The sequence below is a fragment of the Enterobacter sp. JBIWA005 genome (assembly GCF_019968805.1).
Classification (GTDB): domain Bacteria; phylum Pseudomonadota; class Gammaproteobacteria; order Enterobacterales; family Enterobacteriaceae; genus Enterobacter; species Enterobacter vonholyi.
In genome coordinates this window covers 568,940-590,988 of sequence record NZ_CP074159.1, presented here as the reverse complement: position 1 = coordinate 590,988, position 22,049 = coordinate 568,940, and the positions used below count along the sequence as shown (strand labels likewise).

The 22,049-nt window shown below is 60.8% G+C and carries 20 protein-coding genes; 7 read left to right on the top strand and 13 right to left on the bottom strand.

Translation table 11 applies throughout. From position 1 onward, the window contains the following. Positions 1–139: 139 nt before the first annotated feature. The 3 genes from KGP22_RS02770 to KGP22_RS02760 are packed head-to-tail and all read left to right on the top strand — an operon-like array spanning position 140 to position 2,860. Complete coding sequence (locus tag KGP22_RS02770; RefSeq protein WP_223581134.1) at positions 140–883, top strand: AraC family transcriptional regulator; 744 nt, start codon at positions 140–142, stop codon at positions 881–883. A gap of 48 nt (positions 884–931) precedes the next feature. After that, entirely contained in the window at positions 932–1,585 is a 654-nt protein-coding gene (locus KGP22_RS02765) for a LysE family translocator (RefSeq protein ID WP_223581132.1), read from the top strand. A gap of 3 nt (positions 1,586–1,588) precedes the next feature. Continuing rightward, positions 1,589–2,860, top strand: a complete 1,272-nt coding sequence (locus KGP22_RS02760; protein WP_223581130.1) for a DUF445 domain-containing protein — start codon at positions 1,589–1,591, stop codon at positions 2,858–2,860. On the opposite strand, the gene KGP22_RS02755 is transcribed toward KGP22_RS02760, so the two are convergent. The 7 genes from KGP22_RS02755 to KGP22_RS02725 form a co-directional block, all read right to left on the bottom strand. Then, on the bottom strand, positions 2,857–3,933 hold the full coding sequence (locus tag KGP22_RS02755) for a DUF2955 domain-containing protein (protein WP_149367773.1): 1,077 nt from the start codon (positions 3,931–3,933) through the stop codon (positions 2,857–2,859). The genes KGP22_RS02760 and KGP22_RS02755 overlap by 4 nt on opposite strands. Then, positions 3,923–4,990 carry an HlyD family secretion protein gene (locus KGP22_RS02750; RefSeq protein ID WP_223582372.1) on the bottom strand — a complete coding sequence of 356 codons (1,068 nt, stop codon included), beginning with the start codon at positions 4,988–4,990 and terminating at the stop codon, positions 3,923–3,925. Before KGP22_RS02750 ends, KGP22_RS02755 begins: the two co-directional genes overlap by 11 nt. Beyond that, a complete protein-coding gene (locus tag KGP22_RS02745) occupies positions 4,987–5,457 on the bottom strand; it encodes a MarR family transcriptional regulator (RefSeq protein ID WP_223581128.1) in 471 nt (156 codons plus the stop codon). Before KGP22_RS02745 ends, KGP22_RS02750 begins: the two co-directional genes overlap by 4 nt. A 146-nt stretch (positions 5,458–5,603) precedes the next feature. Further along, entirely contained in the window at positions 5,604–6,299 is a 696-nt protein-coding gene (locus KGP22_RS02740) for a winged helix-turn-helix domain-containing protein (RefSeq protein ID WP_223581127.1), read from the bottom strand. Then, positions 6,292–6,669, bottom strand: coding sequence for an amino acid-binding protein (locus tag KGP22_RS02735; protein ID WP_111964136.1), 378 nt, complete (start codon positions 6,667–6,669; stop codon positions 6,292–6,294). Before KGP22_RS02735 ends, KGP22_RS02740 begins: the two co-directional genes overlap by 8 nt. After that, entirely contained in the window at positions 6,662–6,985 is a 324-nt protein-coding gene (locus KGP22_RS02730) for an antibiotic biosynthesis monooxygenase (protein WP_223581126.1), read from the bottom strand. Before KGP22_RS02730 ends, KGP22_RS02735 begins: the two co-directional genes overlap by 8 nt. Before the next feature lie 75 nt (positions 6,986–7,060). Further along, complete coding sequence (locus KGP22_RS02725) at positions 7,061–8,476, bottom strand: aldehyde dehydrogenase family protein (RefSeq protein ID WP_223581125.1); 1,416 nt, start codon at positions 8,474–8,476, stop codon at positions 7,061–7,063. 100 nt (positions 8,477–8,576) lie between these two features. Here KGP22_RS02725 and KGP22_RS02720 point away from each other — a divergent pair, with 100 nt between their 5' ends. Beyond that, the gene (locus KGP22_RS02720; RefSeq protein ID WP_223581124.1) at positions 8,577–9,479 is read left to right on the top strand and encodes a LysR family transcriptional regulator; all 903 of its coding nucleotides are present in this window, start codon (positions 8,577–8,579) and stop codon (positions 9,477–9,479) included. On the opposite strand, the gene KGP22_RS02715 is transcribed toward KGP22_RS02720, so the two are convergent. Further along, positions 9,466–9,945, bottom strand: a complete 480-nt coding sequence (locus KGP22_RS02715; protein ID WP_023310248.1) for a carboxymuconolactone decarboxylase family protein — start codon at positions 9,943–9,945, stop codon at positions 9,466–9,468. The genes KGP22_RS02720 and KGP22_RS02715 overlap by 14 nt on opposite strands. A gap of 101 nt (positions 9,946–10,046) precedes the next feature. On the opposite strand from KGP22_RS02715, the gene KGP22_RS02710 reads away from it, so the two are divergent. Continuing rightward, positions 10,047–11,435 (top strand): PLP-dependent aminotransferase family protein, encoded by a 1,389-nt coding sequence (locus tag KGP22_RS02710; RefSeq protein WP_223581123.1) that lies wholly within the window; start codon positions 10,047–10,049, stop codon positions 11,433–11,435. Between the two features lie 39 nt (positions 11,436–11,474). Here the strand turns inward: KGP22_RS02710 and KGP22_RS02705 are convergent, their stop codons facing one another. Next, positions 11,475–11,636: a DUF1127 domain-containing protein gene (locus KGP22_RS02705; protein ID WP_149367780.1), complete on the bottom strand. Its 162-nt coding sequence runs from the start codon at positions 11,634–11,636 to the stop codon at positions 11,475–11,477. A 176-nt stretch (positions 11,637–11,812) separates the two neighbouring features. On the opposite strand from KGP22_RS02705, the gene KGP22_RS02700 reads away from it, so the two are divergent. After that, positions 11,813–13,231 (top strand): PLP-dependent aminotransferase family protein, encoded by a 1,419-nt coding sequence (locus tag KGP22_RS02700; RefSeq protein WP_223581122.1) that lies wholly within the window; start codon positions 11,813–11,815, stop codon positions 13,229–13,231. Positions 13,232–13,291: 60 nt separating this feature from the next. Here the strand turns inward: KGP22_RS02700 and KGP22_RS02695 are convergent, their stop codons facing one another. After that, the gene (locus KGP22_RS02695) at positions 13,292–14,413 is read right to left on the bottom strand and encodes a cupin domain-containing protein (protein WP_223581120.1); all 1,122 of its coding nucleotides are present in this window, start codon (positions 14,411–14,413) and stop codon (positions 13,292–13,294) included. A gap of 142 nt (positions 14,414–14,555) precedes the next feature. After that, complete coding sequence (locus KGP22_RS02690; protein WP_008501342.1) at positions 14,556–15,158, bottom strand: ATP-dependent Clp protease proteolytic subunit; 603 nt, start codon at positions 15,156–15,158, stop codon at positions 14,556–14,558. Between the two features lie 284 nt (positions 15,159–15,442). On the opposite strand from KGP22_RS02690, the gene KGP22_RS02685 reads away from it, so the two are divergent. Continuing rightward, entirely contained in the window at positions 15,443–16,060 is a 618-nt protein-coding gene (locus tag KGP22_RS02685; RefSeq protein WP_111964143.1) for a response regulator, read from the top strand. Positions 16,061–16,063: 3 nt separating this feature from the next. Here the strand turns inward: KGP22_RS02685 and KGP22_RS02680 are convergent, their stop codons facing one another. Together KGP22_RS02680 and KGP22_RS02675 are read right to left on the bottom strand one after the other, a co-directional pair. Further along, complete coding sequence (locus KGP22_RS02680; RefSeq protein WP_223581118.1) at positions 16,064–21,646, bottom strand: ATP-binding protein; 5,583 nt, start codon at positions 21,644–21,646, stop codon at positions 16,064–16,066. 9 nt (positions 21,647–21,655) lie between these two features. Beyond that, positions 21,656–22,036 carry a response regulator gene (locus tag KGP22_RS02675; protein ID WP_111964145.1) on the bottom strand — a complete coding sequence of 127 codons (381 nt, stop codon included), beginning with the start codon at positions 22,034–22,036 and terminating at the stop codon, positions 21,656–21,658. Positions 22,037–22,049: the final 13 nt, after the last annotated feature.

The following is a 22,049-nucleotide window of genomic DNA, read 5'->3' as shown; positions in this document are numbered from 1 at the left end:
TGTTTTACCGCTTAGGGTATTAAGGGTAGTCAACATGACTGGCCGTGGGCGTAAAGTTGGGTATATCCGGAAGGTTCTTAATGAAGCGCTGCCAGACGGTTCGCTGACGTGGTATAAAAAACGTCCAGAAGGAGTGCTTATGACCGATACCCGACACATCCGGCAGACTTTTCACCGCGCCTCAGGCCTTGAGCTGCGCAGCACGTGGCGGAGCACGCAGGCGTATAAACACCATAGTCACCCTCAGCTCTCTATCGGCGCGATTATGGAAGGCCAGACCTGCTGCGTGTGCCATGACAGAGAATACATCCTTAACCCCGGGGACCTCATTGTGATCCCGGCCTCTGCGCCGCACAGCTGCAACCCCGTCGCCGGGCAACCGCGCAGCTACCATATGCTCTATATCGACACCGATCTTCCTCTGGCGCTCCAGGTGATTCGCGACCCTACGCTCTTTAAGCGCTACCTTGATATTGTTGAGACGATGTCGCCTGCATCCGTGGATACGCTGCTTTCAGCCCTTCCCCGATGCGAGGAAAACGCAGATGCGCTTCGCTCAACCAGCCAGCACGTGCGGCAGGCGTTTCTTGCCGACCTGGCCGCACCGCCTTCCCTCGATGAACTTGCCCAGCGATTCTCGCTGCGCAAGGAGACGCTGATCCGCACCTTCCGGCAGGATACAGGCCTGACGCCGGGCAGCTTCCTCAACATCTCCCGCGTGGAGTTCGCCAAAGCGCGGCTACGTGCCGGGGACGACATCGCCGACGTTGGCTACCAGAGCGGCTTTGCCGATCAGAGCCATTTTCATAAGATCTTCGTCAGCTATACCGCCGCCACGCCGCGCCAGTACGCTACGGGCCGATCAATATCCGACAATAAATAGCGTTTGCAGCGCCGTAGTCTGACCGCAGATTTTTAAACTGAGGTTGCTATGGAACTGTTCTTCCCTTCCGCTTTTCTCGCCCTGGCGCTGGCGCACTTTGTCGCCCTGCTAAGCCCGGGCCCGGATTTCTTCCTGCTGGTGGGCTACGCCGCGCGCTATCGGCTGCGCGGCAGCGCCGGAGTGTGCGTCGGTATCGCCGCGGGCAACGGGCTGTATATCTTACTGGTGATTATCGGCTGGAGCGCGCTGCGCCAGTTTACGTGGCTGTTTACGCTTATCGAGCTTTGCGGGGCGCTGTACCTGCTGTGGATAGGCTCGCATCTGGTGCGCAGCCAACCGCAGGCACTGGCGCTGAATGAAACCCGACAGCATCGCCCCTCGCTGCGTAAGCAGATCCTGCTGGGGCTCGGCTCGGCGCTGCTTAATCCCAAGAACGCGCTGTTCTATCTGGCCCTGATGACGGCGCTACTGGGGCCGGACGTCACGCTGCTTCAGCAGGCGACCTGCGGCATCTGGATGGTAATGGTGGTGCTGGCGTGGGATCTGGCGCTGGTGTCGCTGATGGGGCTATCGGCGATTCAGCAGAAGCTTAGCCGTTCGCTGTGGTGGATTGAGCGCACGGCGGGGGCAGTGCTGATGGGGTTTGGCGGGTGGGTGCTGTGGCGGTTTTTGCACTTTCCCCCCGCTTACCTCTATCCTTAACCCATGGAAAAAATAGCTGAACTCAAACGCGCCAAGCTGTTGGCGCTGTCGCTGCTGCTGGTTGCCGCCGCGGCCTTTATCACCACCCTGTTCCTGCCGCAGACCTTCTGGGTGCGCGGCGTCAAGGCCATTGCCGAGGCGGCAATGGTCGGTGCGCTGGCTGACTGGTTTGCAGTCGTCGCGCTGTTCCGCCGGGTGCCGATTCCCTTTATCTCCCGCCATACGGCGATCATCCCGCGCAATAAGGACCGAATCGGCGACAATCTCGGCCAGTTTGTGCAGGAGAAGTTTCTGGATACCCAGTCGCTGGTGGCGTTGATTCGCCGCTATGAACCTGCCAAGATGATTGGAGCCTGGTTCAGCAAGGCTGACAACGCCCAGCGCGTCGGGCTGCACTTGATGCAGGTGATGAGCGGTTTTCTCGAGCTGACCGACGACGGGCGCATTCAGCGCCTGCTTAAACGCGCGGTACATAAGGCCATCGACAAGGTCGATTTCACCGAAACCAGCGCCGTGATGCTGGAGAGCATGACCAAAAACAACCGCCACCAGGTGCTGCTCGACGCCATCATCAACCGTCTGATTACCCTGATTCAGCGGGAAAGCACGCGGGACTTTATTGCCGACCAGATTGTCCACTGGCTGAAGACCGAGCACCCGCGAAAGGCGATGGTGCTACCCACCGAGTGGCTGGGCGATCAGAGCGCGGAGATGGTGTCGAACGCGGTGAACACGCTGCTGGACGATATCAGCCACGACCGCACGCACCAGATCCGTCAGGCGTTCGACCGCGCCACGCTGAAGCTTATCGACAACCTGAAAAACGATCCGGAGATGGCGGCAAAAGCCGACAACATCAAGCACTACCTGAAAAACGACGAGGCGTTTAACCGCTATCTGGGCGAGATGTGGGCCGATCTGCGCCAGTGGCTGAAGGCAGATATGCAGAGTGAAGATTCGCGCGTGAAGCAGCGCATCGCCAACGCCGGGCTGTGGTTTGGCGAAACGCTGTCTAACGACGCGAGCCTGCGGGCATCGCTGAACGAGCATCTGGAGCAGGCCGCGCACCGCCTCGCGCCGGACTTCGCGGCGTTTCTGACCCGCCACATCAGCGACACGGTGAAAAGCTGGGACGCCAAAGACATGTCACGCCAGATTGAGCTGAACATTGACAAGGATCTGCAGTTTATCCGCGTCAACGGAACCCTGGTGGGCGGGACGATTGGCCTGATCCTGTTTTTACTCTCGCAGCTGCCTGCCGTGCTGGGGCATTAATCCGTTTTTGGCGGCGCGATGACGTAGCGGGTCGCCTCGAAGCGGTTCAGGATCAGGTGCACCAGAAAGACCATCGTCAGCGTCGCCACCAGCGAAAAGGTGACAGAGGTGATGCGGTACAGATCGCTGAACACCAGGTCAGTGTCGGGGTGCATGTTCTGCCCGAACATAATGCCGATGGTGGTGATGCTGGAAAAGCCCACGCCCGCCCCCACCTTTTCCATCACGTGGAGTCGCGCGCCAAACGCCAGGCCGAGGCCAATCAGCGGCATCATCAGCAGCATATGGCTGCTGTGATCGTAGAGTATTAGCTGCACCACCAGAATGTAGAGACAGCCCAGCACCACGCCGACCACGCGCCAGATCGAGCTCATCACCGAACCTCGGTAGTGCATCGGGAACAGGATCAAAATCCCCGCCATCAGCGCCGAAAGCGAATCGCTTAAGTCGCTAATCTGAAAAACCACAAAAATCAGCGTCGCGACGGTACCGGAGAGCAGCGACTCGTGGCGCACGCGGGCGTCGTCTTTCTCAATCAGCGGCGGCGGCTTGCGGGGCTCCACGTCCGGCAGCAGATAGTTCATCAGCGCGCTCAGGCACACCGCCATCACGCTGGCTTCGATGTTGGAGAACAAAAGCGTGTGCCAGTTGGTGGTGGGGTAGCTCATAAAGTTGAGCATCACGCTCTGGCACACCACGCCCATTGAGCCAAACAGGAACAGCGGCCCCTTGCTCATAAAGCGAAAACGCATCACGTACAGGGCAAAGACCACCAGCGTCATGATGACCGGCCATTGCGACAGGTAGCCGATGATAATCACCATTTCGACGCAGTTGAGCGATGCGCTGAAGATAAACTGCTTTGCCACGTGGCGATTAAACACCGGTACCAGCGACAGCAGCATGATCGGATAGACCACGAAAAACACGCCGTAGCTGGTGTTGTAAAAGCTGGAGATGCTGAGCGCAATCATCCCGGCAAAAACGATGCGCAGTGTCTGCCGGAAATCGTTTGCCGTATAGACGATGTTGCCGTGCGGGGTAAATACCCGCGCCAGGGTACTAATAGACATAGTGAAGCAGGCTCACCAGGTGGATCTGCATCCCGGAGAAAAAGCGCGCAAACGGCCCTTCGCTATTGTAGAGCTGCACGGTCGCGCGGGCGCCGGTCGGCAGATGCTTCGGCAGCGGCTCGTCCAGCGTCACGTGAATGCGCATGCGCTGGGCGTCGCGCACCCAGCGGTTGGAGGTTTCCGGCTCGGAAAGCTGGCCGTTAACGGCCTCCTGCCCCGCCAGGATCCCCGCGTCGCTGCTGGTGACGTGGGCGCGGAAAACGTGTCCCGGGAAGGCGTCAAACACCACGGCCGCATCGGTGCCCTGATGGGTATGGCGCAGGCTTTTTTCACGGAAATCGGCCACGATATCGGTCTGGTTGTTCACCAGCGCCAGCGCGGCGGAACCGGATGAGGCGTAGAAGCCAGGGCTCAGTTGCAAATTACTGACCGTGCCGTCCGCCAGGGCATAGACCTTCGTCCAGCCGAGGTTCAGCTCAGCTTCATCCAGCGCGTTGCGGTATTTTTGCAGCGTCACGTTGCGGTGTTCTTCGCGCTCACCACGCTGGATGCGCAGGTTGCGGATGTTGGCCTGAATCGTGCTGACGGACTGCTCGCTGCTCTGCCAGGTCGTGCGAACCTTATCCAGATCCGCCTGCGAGACGTTCTGCAGCGTGCTCAGCTTCTGGTAGCGGTCAAAGGTCACTTTGTCGTTACGCGCGGTCAGCACGGCGGTTTTCAGGCTGGCCTGCGCGGCGGCGATCTGCGCGTCCAACTGTTCATTGGACAGGCGTGCCTGCTCAAGCGCGATTTGCGTCGCTTCCACCTTATTGCGAAACGGCGTGTCGTCGAGCTCAAACAGCAGATCGCCTTTCTTCACCTGGCTGTTGTTGTGGACATGTACCGCCGCCACGTAGCCGGAGACGCGCGGAGACACCGGCGTCACCACGCGCATCACGGTGGAGTCCGGCGTCAGCGGGATCCAGATATCCGCGACGATAAAGTAGACAAACATCAGCAGGAAAGAGGCAATACTCACCCTTACCCAGCGGGCAAACTTTTGTTCAGGGGTCATTATTTTTCGGTCTTGTTATCTTCTTCGCGGATTGTCCGCAAATTGCAGGCGATTTGATTCAACGTGGCGCTGAAAATGTCGAGATGTTCCGGCGCGATGTTTTGCGATACGCGCGCCTGATACGTCTCAATCACCTGAGTGAGCCTTTGTAACAGGGCTTTTCCCTCAGGCGTCAGCGTCAGAAGCCGGATGCGCTTGTCATAAGGCGATGTGGCGCGCAGCAGGTAACCCTGCTTTTCCAGCTGTGTCAGGGTGCGCATCAGCGGCGGCAGTTCAATGCCCTGCACCTCCGCCAGCTCACTCATTGAGACGTTATCCCCGAGCTGATGAAGCTGCATCATCACCGTCCAGCTCGACTGGGTTAACCCGGTATCGAGAATGGCGTCGTCGATCACCGCACGCCACTGGCGCACGATCATCGCCATCCGCATGCCCATCGGCCTGCGGCAGAACAGTTCTTCTTCACTCATGGGGAAACCTCTCGTCACACGCGGTCAAGATAATAGTTATCAGGGTAACTATCAAGAAACGAGAGGCGAAAGCGCAGGAATTGCGAAAGGTGTTACTGGAGGCGATGTACGCGTAGGCCCGGTAAGCGCAGCGCCACCGGGCGTTTTTAGCGGCTAAAAAGCCTCTTTACAGCGGCCTTCCCCGACGCCGTCACAACCACCTCCCGATACCCCGCTACCCGCTGGATCCAGCCTTTATTTTCCAGATGGTCGAGCAGCAACGCGCCGGCTTCTCCGCCCAGGTGAAACCGCCGCTCGCTCCAGTCCAGGCAGGCGCAGCAGGCCTTCCGGCGCGGATGCGCGCTTAACGAAATGCCGAGCGTCAGGAACTGCTCCCGGCCATAGAGGGTCAATGCGGAACCGTCAGCCTCCAGCCAGCCTTCCGCCTGCATGAAATCATAAATCTGCACCGCCACCGCGCCTGCGAGATGGTCGTAGCAGGTCCTGGCTTCACGCATGGCTTTCGGCGCGGTGGTTTCCGGCGGGGTAATGCGGCTCCACGAAAGCCCCATCATCTGCTCCACCAGCGCCGCCACGTCGTGCCCCGCTAGGCGATAATAGCGGTGCCGCCCTTGCGACAGGCAGGTAATCAGCTTTCCCTCCAACAGACGGGCGAGATGCCCGCTGGCGGTCGACGGGGCGACGTCTGCCGCCGCACTCAGTTCAGTGGCCGTCCACGCACGCCCGTCCATTAGCGCACAGAGCATCTTCACGCGCGACGGATCGGCCATTGCAGCCGCCACCGCGGTAATCGCCTTTTCCAGCATCGCGCTGTTGTCAGGAGGTAAACTCGTCTTAAGCATGGGCCGCCCAGGGTTCGGTAATCTCAGCGGCCAGCTTATCATCATCCGTCAGCAGAATAAGGTGATTCGCATGGTCGCTGTACTGAGTCAGGATAGACACGCCGCGTGCCGCCAGCGCCGCTGCGATCTCGCCCAGCTCGCCAGGGCGTTCCTGCTTAAGCTTTCTGATCACCGGCTGTCGCACCGCCTGTACGGTAAACCCGGCGTCGAGCAACACGCGTCGCGCTTTTTCCCCGTCTTCCACCAGGAAATGGGCATGTGTACCAAATACGCCACCGCCCTCCAGCCCCACGCCGTTGCGGCCCAGCAGCTGTCCAAACCGCGCCAGTTCACCGGGGGTATCGCGAAAAATGACATGAACGTCATACATCGGCATGCCCTCCGGTTTCGGAACTGTATTCCCGCACCAGCTGCGCCACCCGGATGCGGTAGTACGCAAAAATCGACTCCCGCCCTACGGCCTGCGCCGCCTGATGAAAGACGTTCTGCTTCCAGCGGCGGACGGCCTCTTCATCCCGCCACCAGGAAAGGGACAGGATTTTGCCGTCGGTGGTCAGGCTCTGGAACCGTTCGATATCAATAAAGCCGTCGATGTCCGCCAGCAGCGGCTTAAGCTCTGCGGCAAGCTGAAGATAGCGCGCCTGATGGGCAGGCGCGGCTTTAGCTTCAAAAATGACTGCGATCATGGGGGTCTCTCCGTGGTGATGTTGAGGAGAGCATGCGGGATGGAAAAGCACAATGCTTCGGTAAATAGCGAAGTTTTAGCCCACAATCGACCTCGGCTCCATAAACGCCCGAATTCCCCACTCGCCCATCTCGCGCCCCAAACCGGAGTGCTTAAACCCGCCGAACGGCGCTTTCGGTTCATGAGCCAGGGTGTTCACCAGCACGCGACCGGAAACAATCTGCTGCGCCACGCGTCGCGCGCGGTTTACATCACCACCCAGCACCATCGCGCTCAGGCCGTAGTCGGTGTCGTTGGCAATGGCGATCGCTTCCGCCTCGTCACGATAGGGGATCACGCACAGCACCGGACCGAAAATCTCGTCGCGGGCAATCGTCATCCGGTTGTTCACGTCGGCAAACAGCGTCGGACGCACGAACCAGCCGTCCCGCGTGCCTTCCGGCCGTCCTTCACCGCCCGCCAGCAGGCGTGCCCCCTCTTCGATACCTTTACGGATATAGCCCTGCACCCTCTGCCACTGCTTTTCGCTTACCATGGGGCCGACGTCCGTCGCGCTATCGCGCGGGTCGCCGGATTTCACCGCCGCCACGGCCTGCGCCAGCGCGGTTTCGATCTCCTCCTTGCGCGCCTGCGGCACCAGAATGCGCGTTCCGGCCACGCACGCCTGCCCGCTGTTCATAAACCCGGCCTGGATCACCAGCGGGATCGCCTGCGCGAGATCCACATCATCCAGCAGGATCGTCGGCGATTTACCGCCTAACTCCAGCGTCACGCGCTTAAAGCTTTCCGCCGCGTTACGCAGGATCGCCTTGCCGGTATTCGTGGAGCCGGTAAACGAGATTTTCGCGACGTCCGGATGGCGGCTGAAGGTTTCGCCCACCGTCTCGCCGCGTCCGGTGACGATATTAAATACCCCTGGCGGTAATTCAGCATCGCGCAGCGCTTCAGTGACAATCTGCGTTTGCAGGGCGCTCATTTCGCTCGGCTTGATCACCGCCGTGCAGCCCGCAGCCAGCGCGGCCGCCAGCTTGCCGCAGATAAAGCCCGCGTCGCTGTTCCACGGCGTGATAAGCCCGGCCACCCCAAGCGGCGTCATCTGCACCGTCGCTGCACCTGCGGGGGTGACAAACTCAAACGCCTCCAGCGCCTCGATGGCCTGAGCAATCACCTCCGCCGGATAGCTGGCCATCCACGCCGATCGCGAGGCGGGCGCGCCGTACTCTTCAATGACCGCTTCCAGCAGATCGTCGTGGCGAGCGGCCACGGCGGCGTGCATACGTTTTAGGGCTGCGATGCGTTCCTGCTTTGTGGTTTGCGACCACGCCGGAAACGCCGCTTTTGCCGCCGCAATGGCGCGCTCAGCGTCAATCTCATCCGCCAGGCGAACCTGACCCATAACCTGCGCCGTCGCCGGGTTGTACAAGTTAAAACGTTCGCTACCGTGCGGGGTAACAAACTCGCCGTTAATAAAGATCTGTTCGATGGTGTGCATATAAACCTCCTCAGGCTTTGTGAGCCCAGTCTGTCACGACTTCTCCGTTGCGATAATCCACGCTATGCTGCAAGGGTTGTTTCGATTTTCAGGATAATCTATGCATCGTTCAGGTCTGACAGAGCTGGAAGTAGTGATGGCGGTGGTGCGGCGCGGCAGTTTTCGCGGTGCGGCGCAGGAGCTGGGGATGTCCGCCACGGCGGTAAGTAATGCCGTCGCCGGGCTGGAGAGCCGCCTTGAGACGCGACTTTTCAACCGCACCACCCGCAGCGTGGCGCTTACCGACGCCGGACAGCGCTACGTGGCGCGTATCGGCCCCGCCCTGCAGGAGATCCGTCTCGCCAGCGAGGAGATCCACAGCGAAACAGGGGAACCCGCCGGAACGTTACGGCTGAACGTGCCGAACCATATCGGCACGCTTTTTCTGGACCAGCTGCTGATCGACTTCATGATCCGCTACCCGAAGATGCGCGTAGAGACCGTCAGCGAAGCGCGAATGATCGACATCGTCGCGGAAGGCTATGATGCGGGGATCCGCCTCGAAGAGTCCGTCCCGCAGGACATGATCGTCGTGCCGCTGACCGGTGAGATCCGCCAGCTCGTCACCGCCACGCCGGCCTATTTCGCCCGTCACGGCATACCCGAAACGCCGGACGATCTGCTTTCACATCAGGGGATCGGCATGCGCATGGCCCACGGCGGGATCTACCGCTGGGAGCTGGCGCGTCGGGGTGAAACGTACGCCCTTGCCGTGCCGCCGCGCTTTGCGACGTCCGATCTTTTTGCCTCGATCCGCGCCGTGAAAGCAGGATTAGGGGTGGGATTTTTGCCGGAACTCTATATTCAGGACGAGCTGAAAAGCGGGGAACTGGTGAGCGTCCTGAACGACTGGGCGCAGCCGTTTGCCGGGCTGCGCCTGTACTACCCCGGCCATCGCCACGTCCCGCCGGGACTGCGGGCGCTGGTGGCGATGATCCGCGAGCGCGGAATTATTCCAGGTTAGCCTTGTTCAGCCCGTACGCCGCGTCCAGCGCGCCGGGCGCCATGCGGGAGGTGATCCCCAGACGGTTCCAGGCGTTGATCGCCACGATGGCGAAGTTCAGCTCTGAAATCTCGACGTCCGAGAAGTGCTCCGCCACGCTGCGGTACAGCGCATCGCTTACGCCGTGAACGCCAATCTGGGTCAGCGCTTCGGTGAACGCCAGCGCCGCTTTCTCGCGGGCGCTGAACAGCGGGGACTCGCGCCAGGCCGCCAGATGGTACAGGCGCAGCTCGCGCTCGCCGGCGATTTTGGCCTCTTTTGAGTGCATATCCAGACAGAACGTACAGCCGTTCAGCTGCGACACGCGAATGTCAATCAGGTGCTTCAGCGCCGGGTCGATGGAGGTTTTTGCCACCTCCATGCTCAGGGCAGACAGCGCGTTGGCGAGGGCAGGTGTAACTTTATGGTGGTTAACGCGAGTGCTCATGGTCTTTCCTCTTTTTGTGCGGCATGTGCCGTGCGATGAGGCAAATCTACGCCGTTCATGACATAGTAAAAAGATACAAAAAGCGTGAAATGAGGTAGGACATGAAGCCGGGCTATCACGAGATTTATTCCCGCTATCGCGACAACATCATGCGCGGCGTGCTGAAGCCGGGCGATAAGGTGCCTGCCATCCGCGTGCTAGCCGAAGAGCTGAAGGTGGCGCGTAAAACCGTCGAAACGGCGTATGCCATTCTGACGGGCGAAGGGTATCTGGTGAGCCAGGGGGCGCGCGGCACGCGGGTTAACCCGGACTTACTGTTGCCGGACAAGACAGCCCCCGCGGAACAGCCCACCGGCACGCTTCCGGCATCGCTCATCAGCCAGCGCGAGCGGGCGGGGTTTCTGCGCCCCGGCATCCCGGCCCTCGACAGCTTCCCGTATAAAAAGTGGCTGCTGCTGGCGGGCCAGGCGACGCGGGCTATGCGTCAGGAGGAGATGCTCAACCCGCCCGTTCTGGGCTGGTATCCGCTGCGTCAGGCCATCGCCAGCTATCTCAACATCTCGCGCGGGCTGTCCTGCAGCGCCGAACAGGTGCTGATCACCAGCGGCTACAGCGGTAGCCTGCGGCTGATCCTCGACACCCTCGCCAGCCGCAGCGACAAGGTATTGTTTGAAGATCCGGGCTATTTTATGGGCCAGCAGCTGCTCAAGCGGATCGTGCCGCGCCTGCACACCGTGCCGGTCGATCGCTGCGGCATCGATACGGACTACCTGCTCCGCTACCATCGCGACGCACGTTTTGCCATCGTCACCCCGTCGCACCAGAGCCCGCTGGCGGTAACGCTCTCCCTGCCGCGCAAGCAGCAGCTGCTCGACTGGGCCAGCCAGAACGAGGCGTGGATTATCGAAGACGATTACGACGGGGAATTCCACTATACCCGCAAGGTGCTGCCGTCGCTGAAAAGCCTCGACCAGCACGACCGGGTGATTTTTATGGGCACCTTCAGTAAAACAATCATGCCGTCGCTGCGCATGGGCTACGTGGTGATGCCCGCCAGCACCGTCGGAGCCTTTACCGACTGCGCGGACATCACCACCAGCGGCCAGCCGGTGCTGACGCAAAAGATCCTCACCGCGTTTCTCAACGAAGGGCACTTTTTCCGTCACCTGAAAAAGATGCGCGCGCTGTATCAGACCCGCCGCGACTGGATGATTGCCGCCCTGCAGGAGGTGTATGGCGATCTGTTTTTCACCGAGCAAAACGACGGCGGGATGCATATCGTGGCGTTCCTGACCAAAGGAAGCCTTGACCAGGAAGTGGCGCACTGCTGGCAGGAACAGCAGCTGCAGGTCAATGCGCTCTCGGAGTGGTATCGCGGGTCGGGCAAACGCTACGGGCTGGTGATGGGCTATAACAACGTGCGCTCGTATGAAGAGGCGGTTGAGCTGCTGGAAAGGCCGAAGCGGCAGACGCTTGAGCTGTTGCGCTAAACATCGCCGGGTGCGGCTGCGCCTTACCCGGCCTGGGGTTTAAATATCATTGCGGGATAAACCAACGTCCTTCAGCTGCTCGTCGCTCATCTGGCTCAGGATGCGGCGGGTACGGTTGATGCGATACCAGTTGCAGATCGTTTTTCCGATCCACACAAACACGACGAACGAACGTTTTGAACGATTCTCGTAGAATTCCATGATGCTCTCCTCACTGTGCCAGTGGGGTTATCATCCCTGAAATCCACCCGTGCAATACAGATGCAAAAACAGCTTTTGTTTAACATACAGATCCGCTAAAACAGTATCTGCATGCCAATTTTCGCAGCAATCTGTACTGGTTTTATAATCTGTATGGTGAAAACAAAGGATACAGCATGACGCGCTATCAACATCTCGCCAACCTTCTGGCAGAACGCATTCAACAAGGTCTGTATCGCAGCGGTGAACGTTTGCCGTCGGTGCGTGCGCTGAGCCAGGAGCACGGCGTGAGCATCAGCACCATACAGCAGGCCTACCAGATCCTCGAAAACCTCCAGTTGATAACCCCTCAGCCGCGCTCCGGCTATTTTGTCTCACCGCGAAAAGCCCAGCCGCCCGTCCCGGCGATGACGCGCCCGGTGCAGCGCCCCGTGGACGTTACCCAGTGGGATGAGGTGATGATGCTGCTGGACGCCCGCGCCGACAAAGAGATGATCTCCTTTGGCGGCGGTTCGCCGGACATTAACCAGCCGAGCCTGAAGCCCCTGTGGCGCGAGATGAGCCGCATCGCACAGCATAACCCCGGCGAGATGCTGAGCTATGACGTGCTCGACGGGCGCCTGGAGCTGCGCGAGCAGATCGCGCGCCTGATGCTGGACGGCGGCTCCACCGTCTCGGCAAGCGACATTGTGATTACCAACGGCTGCCACGGTGCGCTATCCATCGCCCTGCTCTCGGTATGCAAACCTGGAGATATCGTGGCGGTGGAATCGCCATCGTTTCACGGCACCATGCAGATGCTGCGCGGGTTTGATATCAAGGCGATTGAAATTCCTACCGACTCTGAAACCGGGATTAGCATCGAAGCGTTAGAGCTGGCGCTGGAGCAGTGGCCGATCAAAGCAGTGATTCTGGTGCCCAACTGCAATAACCCGCTCGGGTTTATCATGCCGGAGGCACGGAAAAAGCAGGTGCTGGCCCTCGCCCAGCGGCACGATATCGTGATTGTTGAGGATGACATTTACGGCGAGCTGGCGGCGGAGTACCCGCGCCCGCGCACCATTCATTCGATGGATATCGACGGCCGCGTGATCCTCTGCAGCTCGTTTACCAAAACCGTGGCGCCGGGCCTGCGCGTCGGCTGGATTGTACCGGGACGCTACTACGACCGGGTGATGCACATGAAATACGCCGCCGGCGGGTTTAACGTGCCGGGCACGCAGATGGCGGTGGCGGCGTTTATTCGCGACGGTCATTACCATCGCCACGTGCGCCGCATGCGCCAGATTTATCAGCAGAATATGGAAACTTACACCTGCTGGGTACGGCAGTACTTTCCAGCAGAGATTTGCGTCACGCGCCCACAGGGCAGCTTCCTGCTGTGGATTGAGCTGCCGGAGAAGGTCGACATGGTGTGCGTCAGCAAGCAGCTCTGTCGGCTGAAGATCCAGGCCGCGGCCGGGTCGCTGTTTTCCGCATCAGGGAAGTACCGCAACTGCCTGCGGATCAACGTGGCGCTGCCGCCGACGGAGAAAAATCGCGAGGCGTTGAAGAAGATGGGCGAGGCGATTGTGATTGCGATGGAGGAGGGCTAGTGCGGCCTGGTGCCCTCACTCCGACCCTCTCCCACAGGGAGAGGGAGAAAACCGTCCGCACTACTCGTCGAAGTACCAGTACCCCTGGTTAATCAGCCCGGTGAGCTCTTCGACAAACGCCGGGTTATTCAGCGCATCGCCCAGCTCGGCCTGGCCGAGTTCGGTGTAGCGGCACAGCGCATCCGCCGCCTTCGTGTCTACCGTCTCCAGCTGTTCGCTGTTGATAAAGAAGCTGCCGTTGACGTTCAGCACGCGCAGGCCGCTCAGGCGAGACAGCGTTTCGCCGCCCTGCAGCGCGTCCAGCACCTCTTCCGGCGAGTAAGGCGGCTCGGCGGCGGCGATATCCAGCTCGTGACGCGGCGTGGAGACAAAGCTGCCGAACCATTTTGTGAAATCATCAGGCTTGCCGATCATGTCGATCATCATCTGACGAATGCGATCGAGCTCGTACTGCTCCACGCGGCCCGGGTGTTCGCGGCAGGTCAGATCCGGATCGCTGTAGTGCTCGCCGCCCAGATCGTTTTCCAGCGCGTAGTCGGCGAAGCTGCTGATCAGATCGCGGCCGTTCGGCCCGCGGAAGCCGACGGAGTAGTTGAGCGCCGTTTCATGGGTAAAGCCGTCGTGCGGGAATCCTGGCGGGATGTAGAGGATATCGCCCGGGGCCAGATCTTCGTCGATAATCGGCTCGAACGGATCGACATGCAGCAGCGCCGGATGCGGGCAGAACTGGCGCATCGGAAGCTTGTCGCCCACGCGCCAGCGGCGGCTGCCCATCCCCTGAATGATGAACACGTCGTACTGATCGATATGCGGACCCACGCCGCCGCCGGGCACGGAGAAGGAGATCATCAGGTCGTCCAGACGCCAGTCCGGCAGAACGCGGAACGGACGCACCAGCTCCGCGGCGGGCATATGCCAGTGGTTCACCGCCTGCGCCAGCAGCGACCAGCCGGTTTCGCCCAGATCGTCGAAGTGCTCAAACGGACCGTTGCTGGCCTGCCATTTACCGTTGAAATGGCTTACCAGACGGCTATCGACTTCCGGCTCCATCGCCAGCCCTGCCAGCTCATCCGGGGTGATCGGGTCGACAAAATTCGGGAAGGCATTTTTCAGCACAACGGGTTGTTTTTGCCAGTATCTCTCAAGAAATTCCGGCCAGTTCAGGTTCAGTTGATACGCCATGGGTAGCACCAGTGAGAAGGGAAACAGGCGCGATTATGGTGGAGAGCGTGGAGGGCTGCTTTGTCGTGGGTCAAGCGAGGGTAAAAAGCGTGTAGGTCGGGTAAGGCGAGGCCGTCACCCGACACAAACACGCCGCGAAAACTTAATCCAGCTTCAGCTCGTCATAATGGGTGATCAGCTTGCCCACGATGCCGTAGTCCAGCGCTTCTGCCGGAGACATCCAGAAGTTGCGGTCGGTGTCTTTTTTCACTTTTTCCAGCGGCTGGCCGGTGGCGTCAGCGATCAGCTTGTTCACGCGATCCAGCATGCGGATAATCTCGCGCGCTTCGATCTCAATATCCGTTGCCTGACCGCGCACGCCGCCCAGCGGCTGGTGGATCATAAAGCGGGTATTCGGCAGCGAGTAGCGGTGCTCTTTTTTCGCTGCCAGGAAGATGGTTATCCCGGCGCTCGCCACCCAGCCGGTGCCGATAACGTGCACTTCCGGGCGAATGAATTTGATGAAGTCGTGAATGGTGTCGCCCGCTTCCACGTGGCCGCCCTGGCTGTTGATGTACAGCTTGATCGGATCGTTGCTGACGCTTTGCAGCAGGATCATCTGGGTGATCACTTTCTGCGCCAGCTCCTGATTGATCTCACCGGAGATCACAATCGAACGAGACTCCAGCAGTTTTTGCTGCAGAGCGCCCGCGCCGTTTGACCCTTCAGCTTTATCCTTGTCGCTCTCTTTCAGTGTGTAGTGCATTGTTATGTCCTCAGCATTTAGCGCTCAAAACCAGAGTGTAGCCTGTTTTACCGATCAAAGTCCTCACCGACAAATAACGAGGGCGCTGGGGCATACTGCCCATGTTGCACGCGTTTCGTTCCTTCACCACTCCCGCCCCGGCTCGCTATACTTCATACGGTTATCATATTGTTAAATGATAATGATAGTTAATGTGTTAAGATGAAAGTCAGCATAAACAGTCTCTTACGTCGCCGTAGTGACTGTTTGCATCCTCGACATGTCAATCAGCACCGGGGCGGTGAATGGAACACATTGTGTATGTTGTAGATGACGATGACGCAGTCAGGCAGTCCGTGATTGGGCTGCTGGAATCGGCAGGCCTAAACGCCGTCGGCTTTTCATCGGCAGAAGCGTTTCTTCAGTACCGCTTTGAAGAGCTCCCGTCGTGCGTGGTTCTTGATATGCAAATGCCCACCATCTCGGGTTTTGAGGTGGCTGACGCCCTTAAGGACAGCGGGCGCGAGATCCCGATTATTTTTCTCACCGGCCACGGCACCATCCCGATGTCGGTGCGCGCCATTAAAGGCGGCGCGTACGAATTCCTCACCAAGCCCGTCGAATCTAACGCGCTTATCGACGCCATTGAATCCGCGCTTCAGCTGGCGGAACACAACGCCGTGCGCAATAAAGAGCACTACGCCCTGAAGCAGCGCCATATGTCCCTCACCCCGCGCGAACACGAGGTGCTGACGCTGGCGATAAGCGGCATGCTGAACAAGCAAATTGCCGCCGAGCTGGGCGTTAGCGAGATCACGGTGAAGGTGCACCGCCGCCGCGTGATGGAGAAAATGCAGGTGCGTTCCGTGGCCGAGCTGGTCAGGGCCGTTGAGCGCCTGACCAAAAGCCAGCCGGCGGAGTAACGTTTACCCTTCCTGCGCCGCCAGCGGCAGCGCAAACGCAAACACAGTGCCGTACGGCTCCCGGCGGCGCGCGCTCAGCTTCCCGCAGTGGCGCTCGATGATGCTGGCGCTGATGGTCAGCCCCATCCCCATTCCCTGTGGCTTGGTGGAATAGAACGAGTCAAAAATCTGCTCCAGCCGCTCGGGCTCAATGCCGCTGCCGGTATCGGCAATCTCGACGATCGCTTTCCCGTCCGCGTTGGCGGTGCTGAGGGTAATGGTGCAGGCGCGATCCTTCACCTCGGCCATCGCCTCTACCGCGTTCATCACCAGATTCAACAGCACCTGCTGGATCTGCACGCTATCGCCGGTGATAAAGCTGTCGCTGGCGTTCAACAGATAATCAACGCTTATGTGTCGCTGCTCCAGCTCGCTGCGCGAAAGCGCGATGATATGGTGGATTAGATAGTGCAGATCGATGCGCGAGAAGGTGGGATCCTGCTTGCGCGTCAGGGACTGAATGCTGCGAATGATCTCCCCCGCCCGCGCACCTTCCGCGGCGATCTCCTCCAGCCCTTCCCGCACTTTATCCAGCCGGGCGGGCTCGCGGCTGAGCCAGCGCAGGCTCGCTCCGGCGTTCGAGACGATCGACATCAGCGGCTGGTTGATCTCATGGGCGATGGAGGAGGTCAGCTGTCCGACGGTGGTGGCCCGGGACACCCGCGCCAGATCCGCCTGCGCCACCCGCATGGCATCCTCCGCGGCGCGCTGGCTGGTGATATCGGTGATAATGCCGTAGTACTCGTTCACCTCGCTGCCCACGCCCACCGGATCGCCAATTCCGAGGATGTAGCGCGTCGAGCCATCGGGACGCTTGACGCGAAACTCCGCGCGCATGGAGAGACCTTCGCGCACGCTTTGGGTGACGATGGCGCTGATGCGGGCGTAATCGTCCTCATGGACGAAGGTCAAAAACTCTGCCATGGAGATCATCTTTTGCTGCTCGGGCAGGCCGAGAATGCGGGCGTACTCTTCCGAGACATACATCAGATCCTGCTCCAGTTCCCAGCGCCAGCTGCCGGTGTGGCTGATCTGCTCGCCCAGCATCAGCGAGGTCTGGCTGGATCGCAGCTCTTTCTCCACCCGGCGGCGCTGGATGTTCTCCGCCAGCAGCTCGGCGTACAGCCGCGCCGTCTCCAGGGATACCGCTGCCTGCGCGCCCAGCAGGCTCACCACGCGCGAGTGCTCGGCGGTGAAGACCTCCGGCATCAGGCGGTTTTCGAGATAGAGCACGCCCACCAGCCGCGCCTGTTTGAACATCGGAACGCACATGACCGCCGCCCCCGAGGTCACAAGATAAGGGTCCTGGCTGAAGGGATGGAACTCCTCCGGCCTGCCAGTGCGGATCTCCTGCCCGGTGCGGATCACCGCCGCCAGCACCGACAGCGGCAGGTCGGTCGCCGTCGGCACGTCTTTCAGGATCCGCACCCGCACGCCCTCGGTGCTGGTCCAGGCGCTGGCCTCGATCTCAGGGATAAGGTTATCGCTCACGCGCAGCAGCAGGCCACGCTGCGCCCCGGCGCGTTCGAGCAGGATGGTCATCAGGTTTTCGATCAGGCGCTCAAGATTAATCTCTTCCGACAGCGCGCGGGAGGCTTTGATAACGCTTTGCAGATCGCGGATGGTCTCGTTCTGGGCGAACGCCACCGTGTCGTAGGCGCTGGCCTGCCCGGAGGCCAGCAGGTGCGGGAAATCCTGCTCCAGCTGGCGCACCTTGGCCTGCGCGCCCGCGCGCCCCCAGGCGGCAATAGAGCCGCGGAAGTGGGCGTCCGAGGCGGTCGGGTAGCCGCAGGCCAGCGCAAAGCGCCCCGCCAGCTCGTGGGCCAGGGCGTTGATCGGGTTAAACCCGCCCTCGCGGGAGAGCCGGACCGCCTTCTCATACTGCTCAAGCGCAATGCTGTTCATCCCGTCCAGACGCACGATTTCGGCGTAGATCAGCGCCTCTTTATCCGCGAACGTGCCGGGATTAACGCGCGCCCAGAGGGCGATTTTGTCATAGTGGGCGTGAATGCTGCGACGGTGGTTCGCCGAGAAGGTCTCCGGCGTCAGCTGACGGGAAAGCGCCAGCGCGCTGTAAAGATGGTAATCCAGCAGATGGATGTGCCCCGGCGCAGACCACGCGTACCACCCCGCCATCTCCAGATCCGCCTGCGCGTCGGCATACTCCCCGCAGGTAAAGTGGGCCATACCGCGGTAGAGCCAGTACCAGAACAGCATGGTGGAGGTCTGCTCCGGCGCCTGCTCCGGCGACGCGGGCAGCAGCGCCTCCGGCAATACCTGCGACGCGGTCCAGGTGCCGATGACCGGCGTGCGCAGGAACTCAACGTAGCCGCGCTGCACCATCAAAATGGTCTCCACGTCCTGGAAGTGGGTTTTACGCACAAACGCCAGGCCGCGATCGATGCTGGTCAGCACCCCGTCCAGGTGATCGCCCCGCGAGAGGAAGTTAATCACCTGGTGGCAGGCCGCAAAGCAGGCCATCGTCATATCCCCGTGGGTCACCGCTGAGGTAAAACAGGCTTTCGCGCACTCGATGGTGAACGACAAAGGCTGGGTCCAGACGCTGAGCTGGTCGAGCGGCAGCAGGGTTTTGGCTTCGAACGCATCGTAGCCGTGGCGATTCACCAGCTCGCGGGCCAGCGTGCCGTACTGGAACCCGAGGCGATATTCGGCGTAGCGGTGGCCAATCAGCACGCCAAACCAGGCCATCGCCGTGGTGGAGGCGCCGGTAATACCGTGGTCGAGGGTCAGGTGCATCATGCGGCAGAGCAGTAAAAAGTGCAGGCGCGGGCAGATGAAGCTGGCGCAAATGCTGGCGCTGTAGAGCAGGTTCATCACCGCTTCGGTTTCAGGGTTATCCATCCGCGACAGCTGGGCAAACAGGTTTTGTGGCGCGTCATTCGCGCGGTTGCAGAAGTGTTCCCAGGCCTCGTCGCAGTCGGCATCCTCCGGATAGCGGCCGATCTGAATACCAAAGACCCCCAGCCAGCAGAGCGCCGCCTCCAGCGCCAGACGGCTGTCCGACTGGCGAATGTACACCTCCACCAGCAGGTTGGCCGCCAGCGCCTTTTCGGTCAGCGCGCCGGGGCAGCCGAGAATTGCGTCACACAGCTCGCGGGTCCGCTCCAGGTGCCCCAGCGCAAACTCGCAGCTAGCCTCTTCGATATCGAGCATAAAGTCCGACACCGTCCCGGCGTTACCCAGCGCTCTGGCGGTCTGAATATAGCTGAGTGCCGACGGGTAATCTCCCGAGCGCTTCGCGCGCCGCGCGGCCAGCAGGCTCAGCTCGCGGAACATCTGGCGCTGCGGCGCGGGCTGAATGCTGTCCAGCGCGGCCGTGACGTGGTGAACGGCGCGGAACAGCAGTTCGTTCCCGGCCGCCTGGCGCGCGGCGTCGGCCAGCAGGCTGGCAGTCGTCAGGTGAATATGGCTTTTCTCATGCCGATCCAGCAGCGCGAAGGCGGCCTCCTGTACCCGGTCGTGGGTGAAGGAATACGCTTTTTCCGTCAGCACGATGAGCTGGGCCATCACCGCCGGGTGCAGCGCATAGCGCATTTCCGCCATCGACATGCCGACAACGCGGCAGACCATCTCCATCTCGCCCGTGCCGCCAAGGCAGGCGATGCTGCCCAGCAGGTGACGCGTCTCGTCGGGCAGTTCTTCGAGCTGCTCCAGCACCAGGGTGACCACGTTTTCGGTGTAATGCCGGGCGCGGATCGCCTGCAGATCGTAATGCCACTTGTCCTGATATTTGTTGTGTACTACCAGCCCGTCATCAACGATACGGCGGAAAAACTCGTGCACAAAGAGCGGGTTACCCCCGGTCTTCTCGTGGATCAGCGTGGCGAGATCGGCCGTCGCCGTGCTGCGGGTGCGAAATACCGTCCCCAGCCAGCGGGACACGGCTTTGACAGAGAGCGCCTGCGGGACAATCTCGCTCGCGTTTTGCGCCGCTTCCGGCAGGCTTGCCAGCTGCTGTTGCAGTGCGGGGTCGGACAACGAACCGATGTCGCGGTGCGCCACAACCACCAGCAGCGGGATAGAGCCGCAGTTCATCAGCAGATATTTGAGCGTGTGCAGGCTGGCAGCGTCGCTCCACTGGAGATCGTCGAGCACCAGCACCAGCGGGCAGCCCTGCGAGGCAAAGGTCTTCACCAGCGCCAGCACCATATGGCTGAAGCGCGCCCGGGCATCAATGGTAAACGTATCCGTCGAGAAGCGCGGCTTGCTCTCAAGCAGCAGTCCCAGCTCGGGCACCAGGCTGACGGCCAGCGCCTCGTGTCCCTCCAGGGCGCGAGACAGGCGGATTTTCCACTTCGCCACGTCGTTTGCGGGCAGCCCCAGCAGGTGCAGCGTCAGGGCGCGGAACGCAGAGCTTAATACGCCGTAAGGCAACGACGGTGAAAACTGATCGACTTTGCCCACCGCCAGCAGCACCGTACGCTGCTGCAGCGTTTTAAGCGCCGTCGCGATAATGGAGGATTTGCCGATCCCGGACGGCCCGCCGATCGTCACCAGCTCCGGTACCAGGCTCTGCCCCACCCGCTCAAACGCGGCAATAACGTCATTCGCCTGCGGATGCGTCGCAAACAGGGAGTCCGCCAGATGGATCGCCGGAGTGCGATCCTGCTGACCGGGGGTAAAGGCGACGATCTCGCCCTCGCAGGTTAACGTCGCCTGACAGCGGCGGAGGTCGGCAATCAGCCCGTCGACCGTCTGGTAGCGGTTATCAGGGTTCTTTTCCAGCAGCTTCAGGATGATGGTCGACAGCATTCCCGGCACGTCCGGGCGGATCGCATCCGGGGCCAGCGGCGCCGAGGCAATATGATAGTGCGCCCAGTTGATCTGCTCGTCCTCTCCCAGCTCAAACGGCAGGCGTCCGGTCAGGAGTTCATACAGCACCATGCCGAGGCTGTAGAGATCGCTGCGGCTGTCGACGGGGCGCTGGGTGCGGGTGGTGTGCTCTGGAGACATATAGGCGGGAGTGCCGCCGGACACGGCAAGCCGGGTCTGGGTGAAGGCTCCGGAGAGGCTACAGGAGAGGCCAAAGCTGCCCAGACGGCAGGTGGCATCGTGATGAACAAAAATCGTGCCGGGCTTGATATCGCCGTGGATCAGGTTTTGCAGATGCATCTGGCGCAGGGGAACGCAGATCTGGATCGCCATCTCGATAAAGCGCGTGATACCCGAGATCGCCCTGCCCGCGCGCCGCGCCAGCAGCTCAAACGCAAACGGCGCATACACCAGCGCGAAGCGCCCCCGGTACTGGGTGGATGCGACGGCGCGAATGGCCCAGCTGTCCTGCAGCGCGTCACGCAGCGCAAACTCGTTTTTCAGCAGCCGGGTGGCCCGCTCTTCCTCTTCATCGCTGACCGCGGTGGCGATAATAAATGAGCCGCCGGAATGAGGATGTCGCGCGTGCATCCAGGCGATTCCGCCCTCCTGCGCCAGCACGGTAAAAATCACATCCTCTTTAAGGACAAAAACCCGCCCCTGGTGAAGATTCCCCTGGGCGGGCCAGAATGCAGGCTGCTCGTGTTCGTTCATCCGCGATCCTTATTGTCGGCGGGCCAGCTCCCGCTGAATATGATCCAGCAGAATATCGATGTTAATGGGCTTACGCAAAAATGCAGCGGCGCCCAGACCGAGAGCGTACCGCTGCATATTTTCATCAGCATGACCGGAGATAAAGAGCACGGGCGGAGGCGGTACGGCCAGCAGGCGCAGCTTTTCAAACAGCTCCAGGCCGCTCATGCCCCGCAGCTTGATGTCGGTGATCACCAACGCCGCGCCGGACAGGGCAAGCGGATGGCTCAGAAATACCTCTGCCGAATCAAACGTATCGGTCGAATACCCTTCCGACTCCAGGAGATTACTCAGCCCGCTGCGGACGGAACGTTCGTCATCAATGATGGCAATGCGCCACGGCAGCGTCATGCTGTCTTTCCTC

Coding starts and splice junctions, on each gene's coding strand:
- KGP22_RS02770 (WP_223581134.1), top strand. CDS start 140: ATGACCGATACCCGACACATCCGGCAGACTTTTCACCGCGCCTCAGGC.
- KGP22_RS02765 (WP_223581132.1), top strand. CDS start 932: ATGGAACTGTTCTTCCCTTCCGCTTTTCTCGCCCTGGCGCTGGCGCAC.
- KGP22_RS02760 (WP_223581130.1), top strand. CDS start 1,589: ATGGAAAAAATAGCTGAACTCAAACGCGCCAAGCTGTTGGCGCTGTCG.
- KGP22_RS02755 (WP_149367773.1), bottom strand. CDS start 3,933: ATGTCTATTAGTACCCTGGCGCGGGTATTTACCCCGCACGGCAACATC.
- KGP22_RS02745 (WP_223581128.1), bottom strand. CDS start 5,457: ATGAGTGAAGAAGAACTGTTCTGCCGCAGGCCGATGGGCATGCGGATG.
- KGP22_RS02740 (WP_223581127.1), bottom strand. CDS start 6,299: ATGCTTAAGACGAGTTTACCTCCTGACAACAGCGCGATGCTGGAAAAG.
- KGP22_RS02735 (WP_111964136.1), bottom strand. CDS start 6,669: ATGTATGACGTTCATGTCATTTTTCGCGATACCCCCGGTGAACTGGCG.
- KGP22_RS02730 (WP_223581126.1), bottom strand. CDS start 6,985: ATGATCGCAGTCATTTTTGAAGCTAAAGCCGCGCCTGCCCATCAGGCG.
- KGP22_RS02725 (WP_223581125.1), bottom strand. CDS start 8,476: ATGCACACCATCGAACAGATCTTTATTAACGGCGAGTTTGTTACCCCG.
- KGP22_RS02720 (WP_223581124.1), top strand. CDS start 8,577: ATGCATCGTTCAGGTCTGACAGAGCTGGAAGTAGTGATGGCGGTGGTG.
- KGP22_RS02715 (WP_023310248.1), bottom strand. CDS start 9,945: ATGAGCACTCGCGTTAACCACCATAAAGTTACACCTGCCCTCGCCAAC.
- KGP22_RS02710 (WP_223581123.1), top strand. CDS start 10,047: ATGAAGCCGGGCTATCACGAGATTTATTCCCGCTATCGCGACAACATC.
- KGP22_RS02705 (WP_149367780.1), bottom strand. CDS start 11,636: ATGGAATTCTACGAGAATCGTTCAAAACGTTCGTTCGTCGTGTTTGTG.
- KGP22_RS02700 (WP_223581122.1), top strand. CDS start 11,813: ATGACGCGCTATCAACATCTCGCCAACCTTCTGGCAGAACGCATTCAA.
- KGP22_RS02695 (WP_223581120.1), bottom strand. CDS start 14,413: ATGGCGTATCAACTGAACCTGAACTGGCCGGAATTTCTTGAGAGATAC.
- KGP22_RS02690 (WP_008501342.1), bottom strand. CDS start 15,158: ATGCACTACACACTGAAAGAGAGCGACAAGGATAAAGCTGAAGGGTCA.
- KGP22_RS02685 (WP_111964143.1), top strand. CDS start 15,443: ATGGAACACATTGTGTATGTTGTAGATGACGATGACGCAGTCAGGCAG.
- KGP22_RS02680 (WP_223581118.1), bottom strand. CDS start 21,646: ATGAACGAACACGAGCAGCCTGCATTCTGGCCCGCCCAGGGGAATCTT.
- KGP22_RS02675 (WP_111964145.1), bottom strand. CDS start 22,036: ATGACGCTGCCGTGGCGCATTGCCATCATTGATGACGAACGTTCCGTC.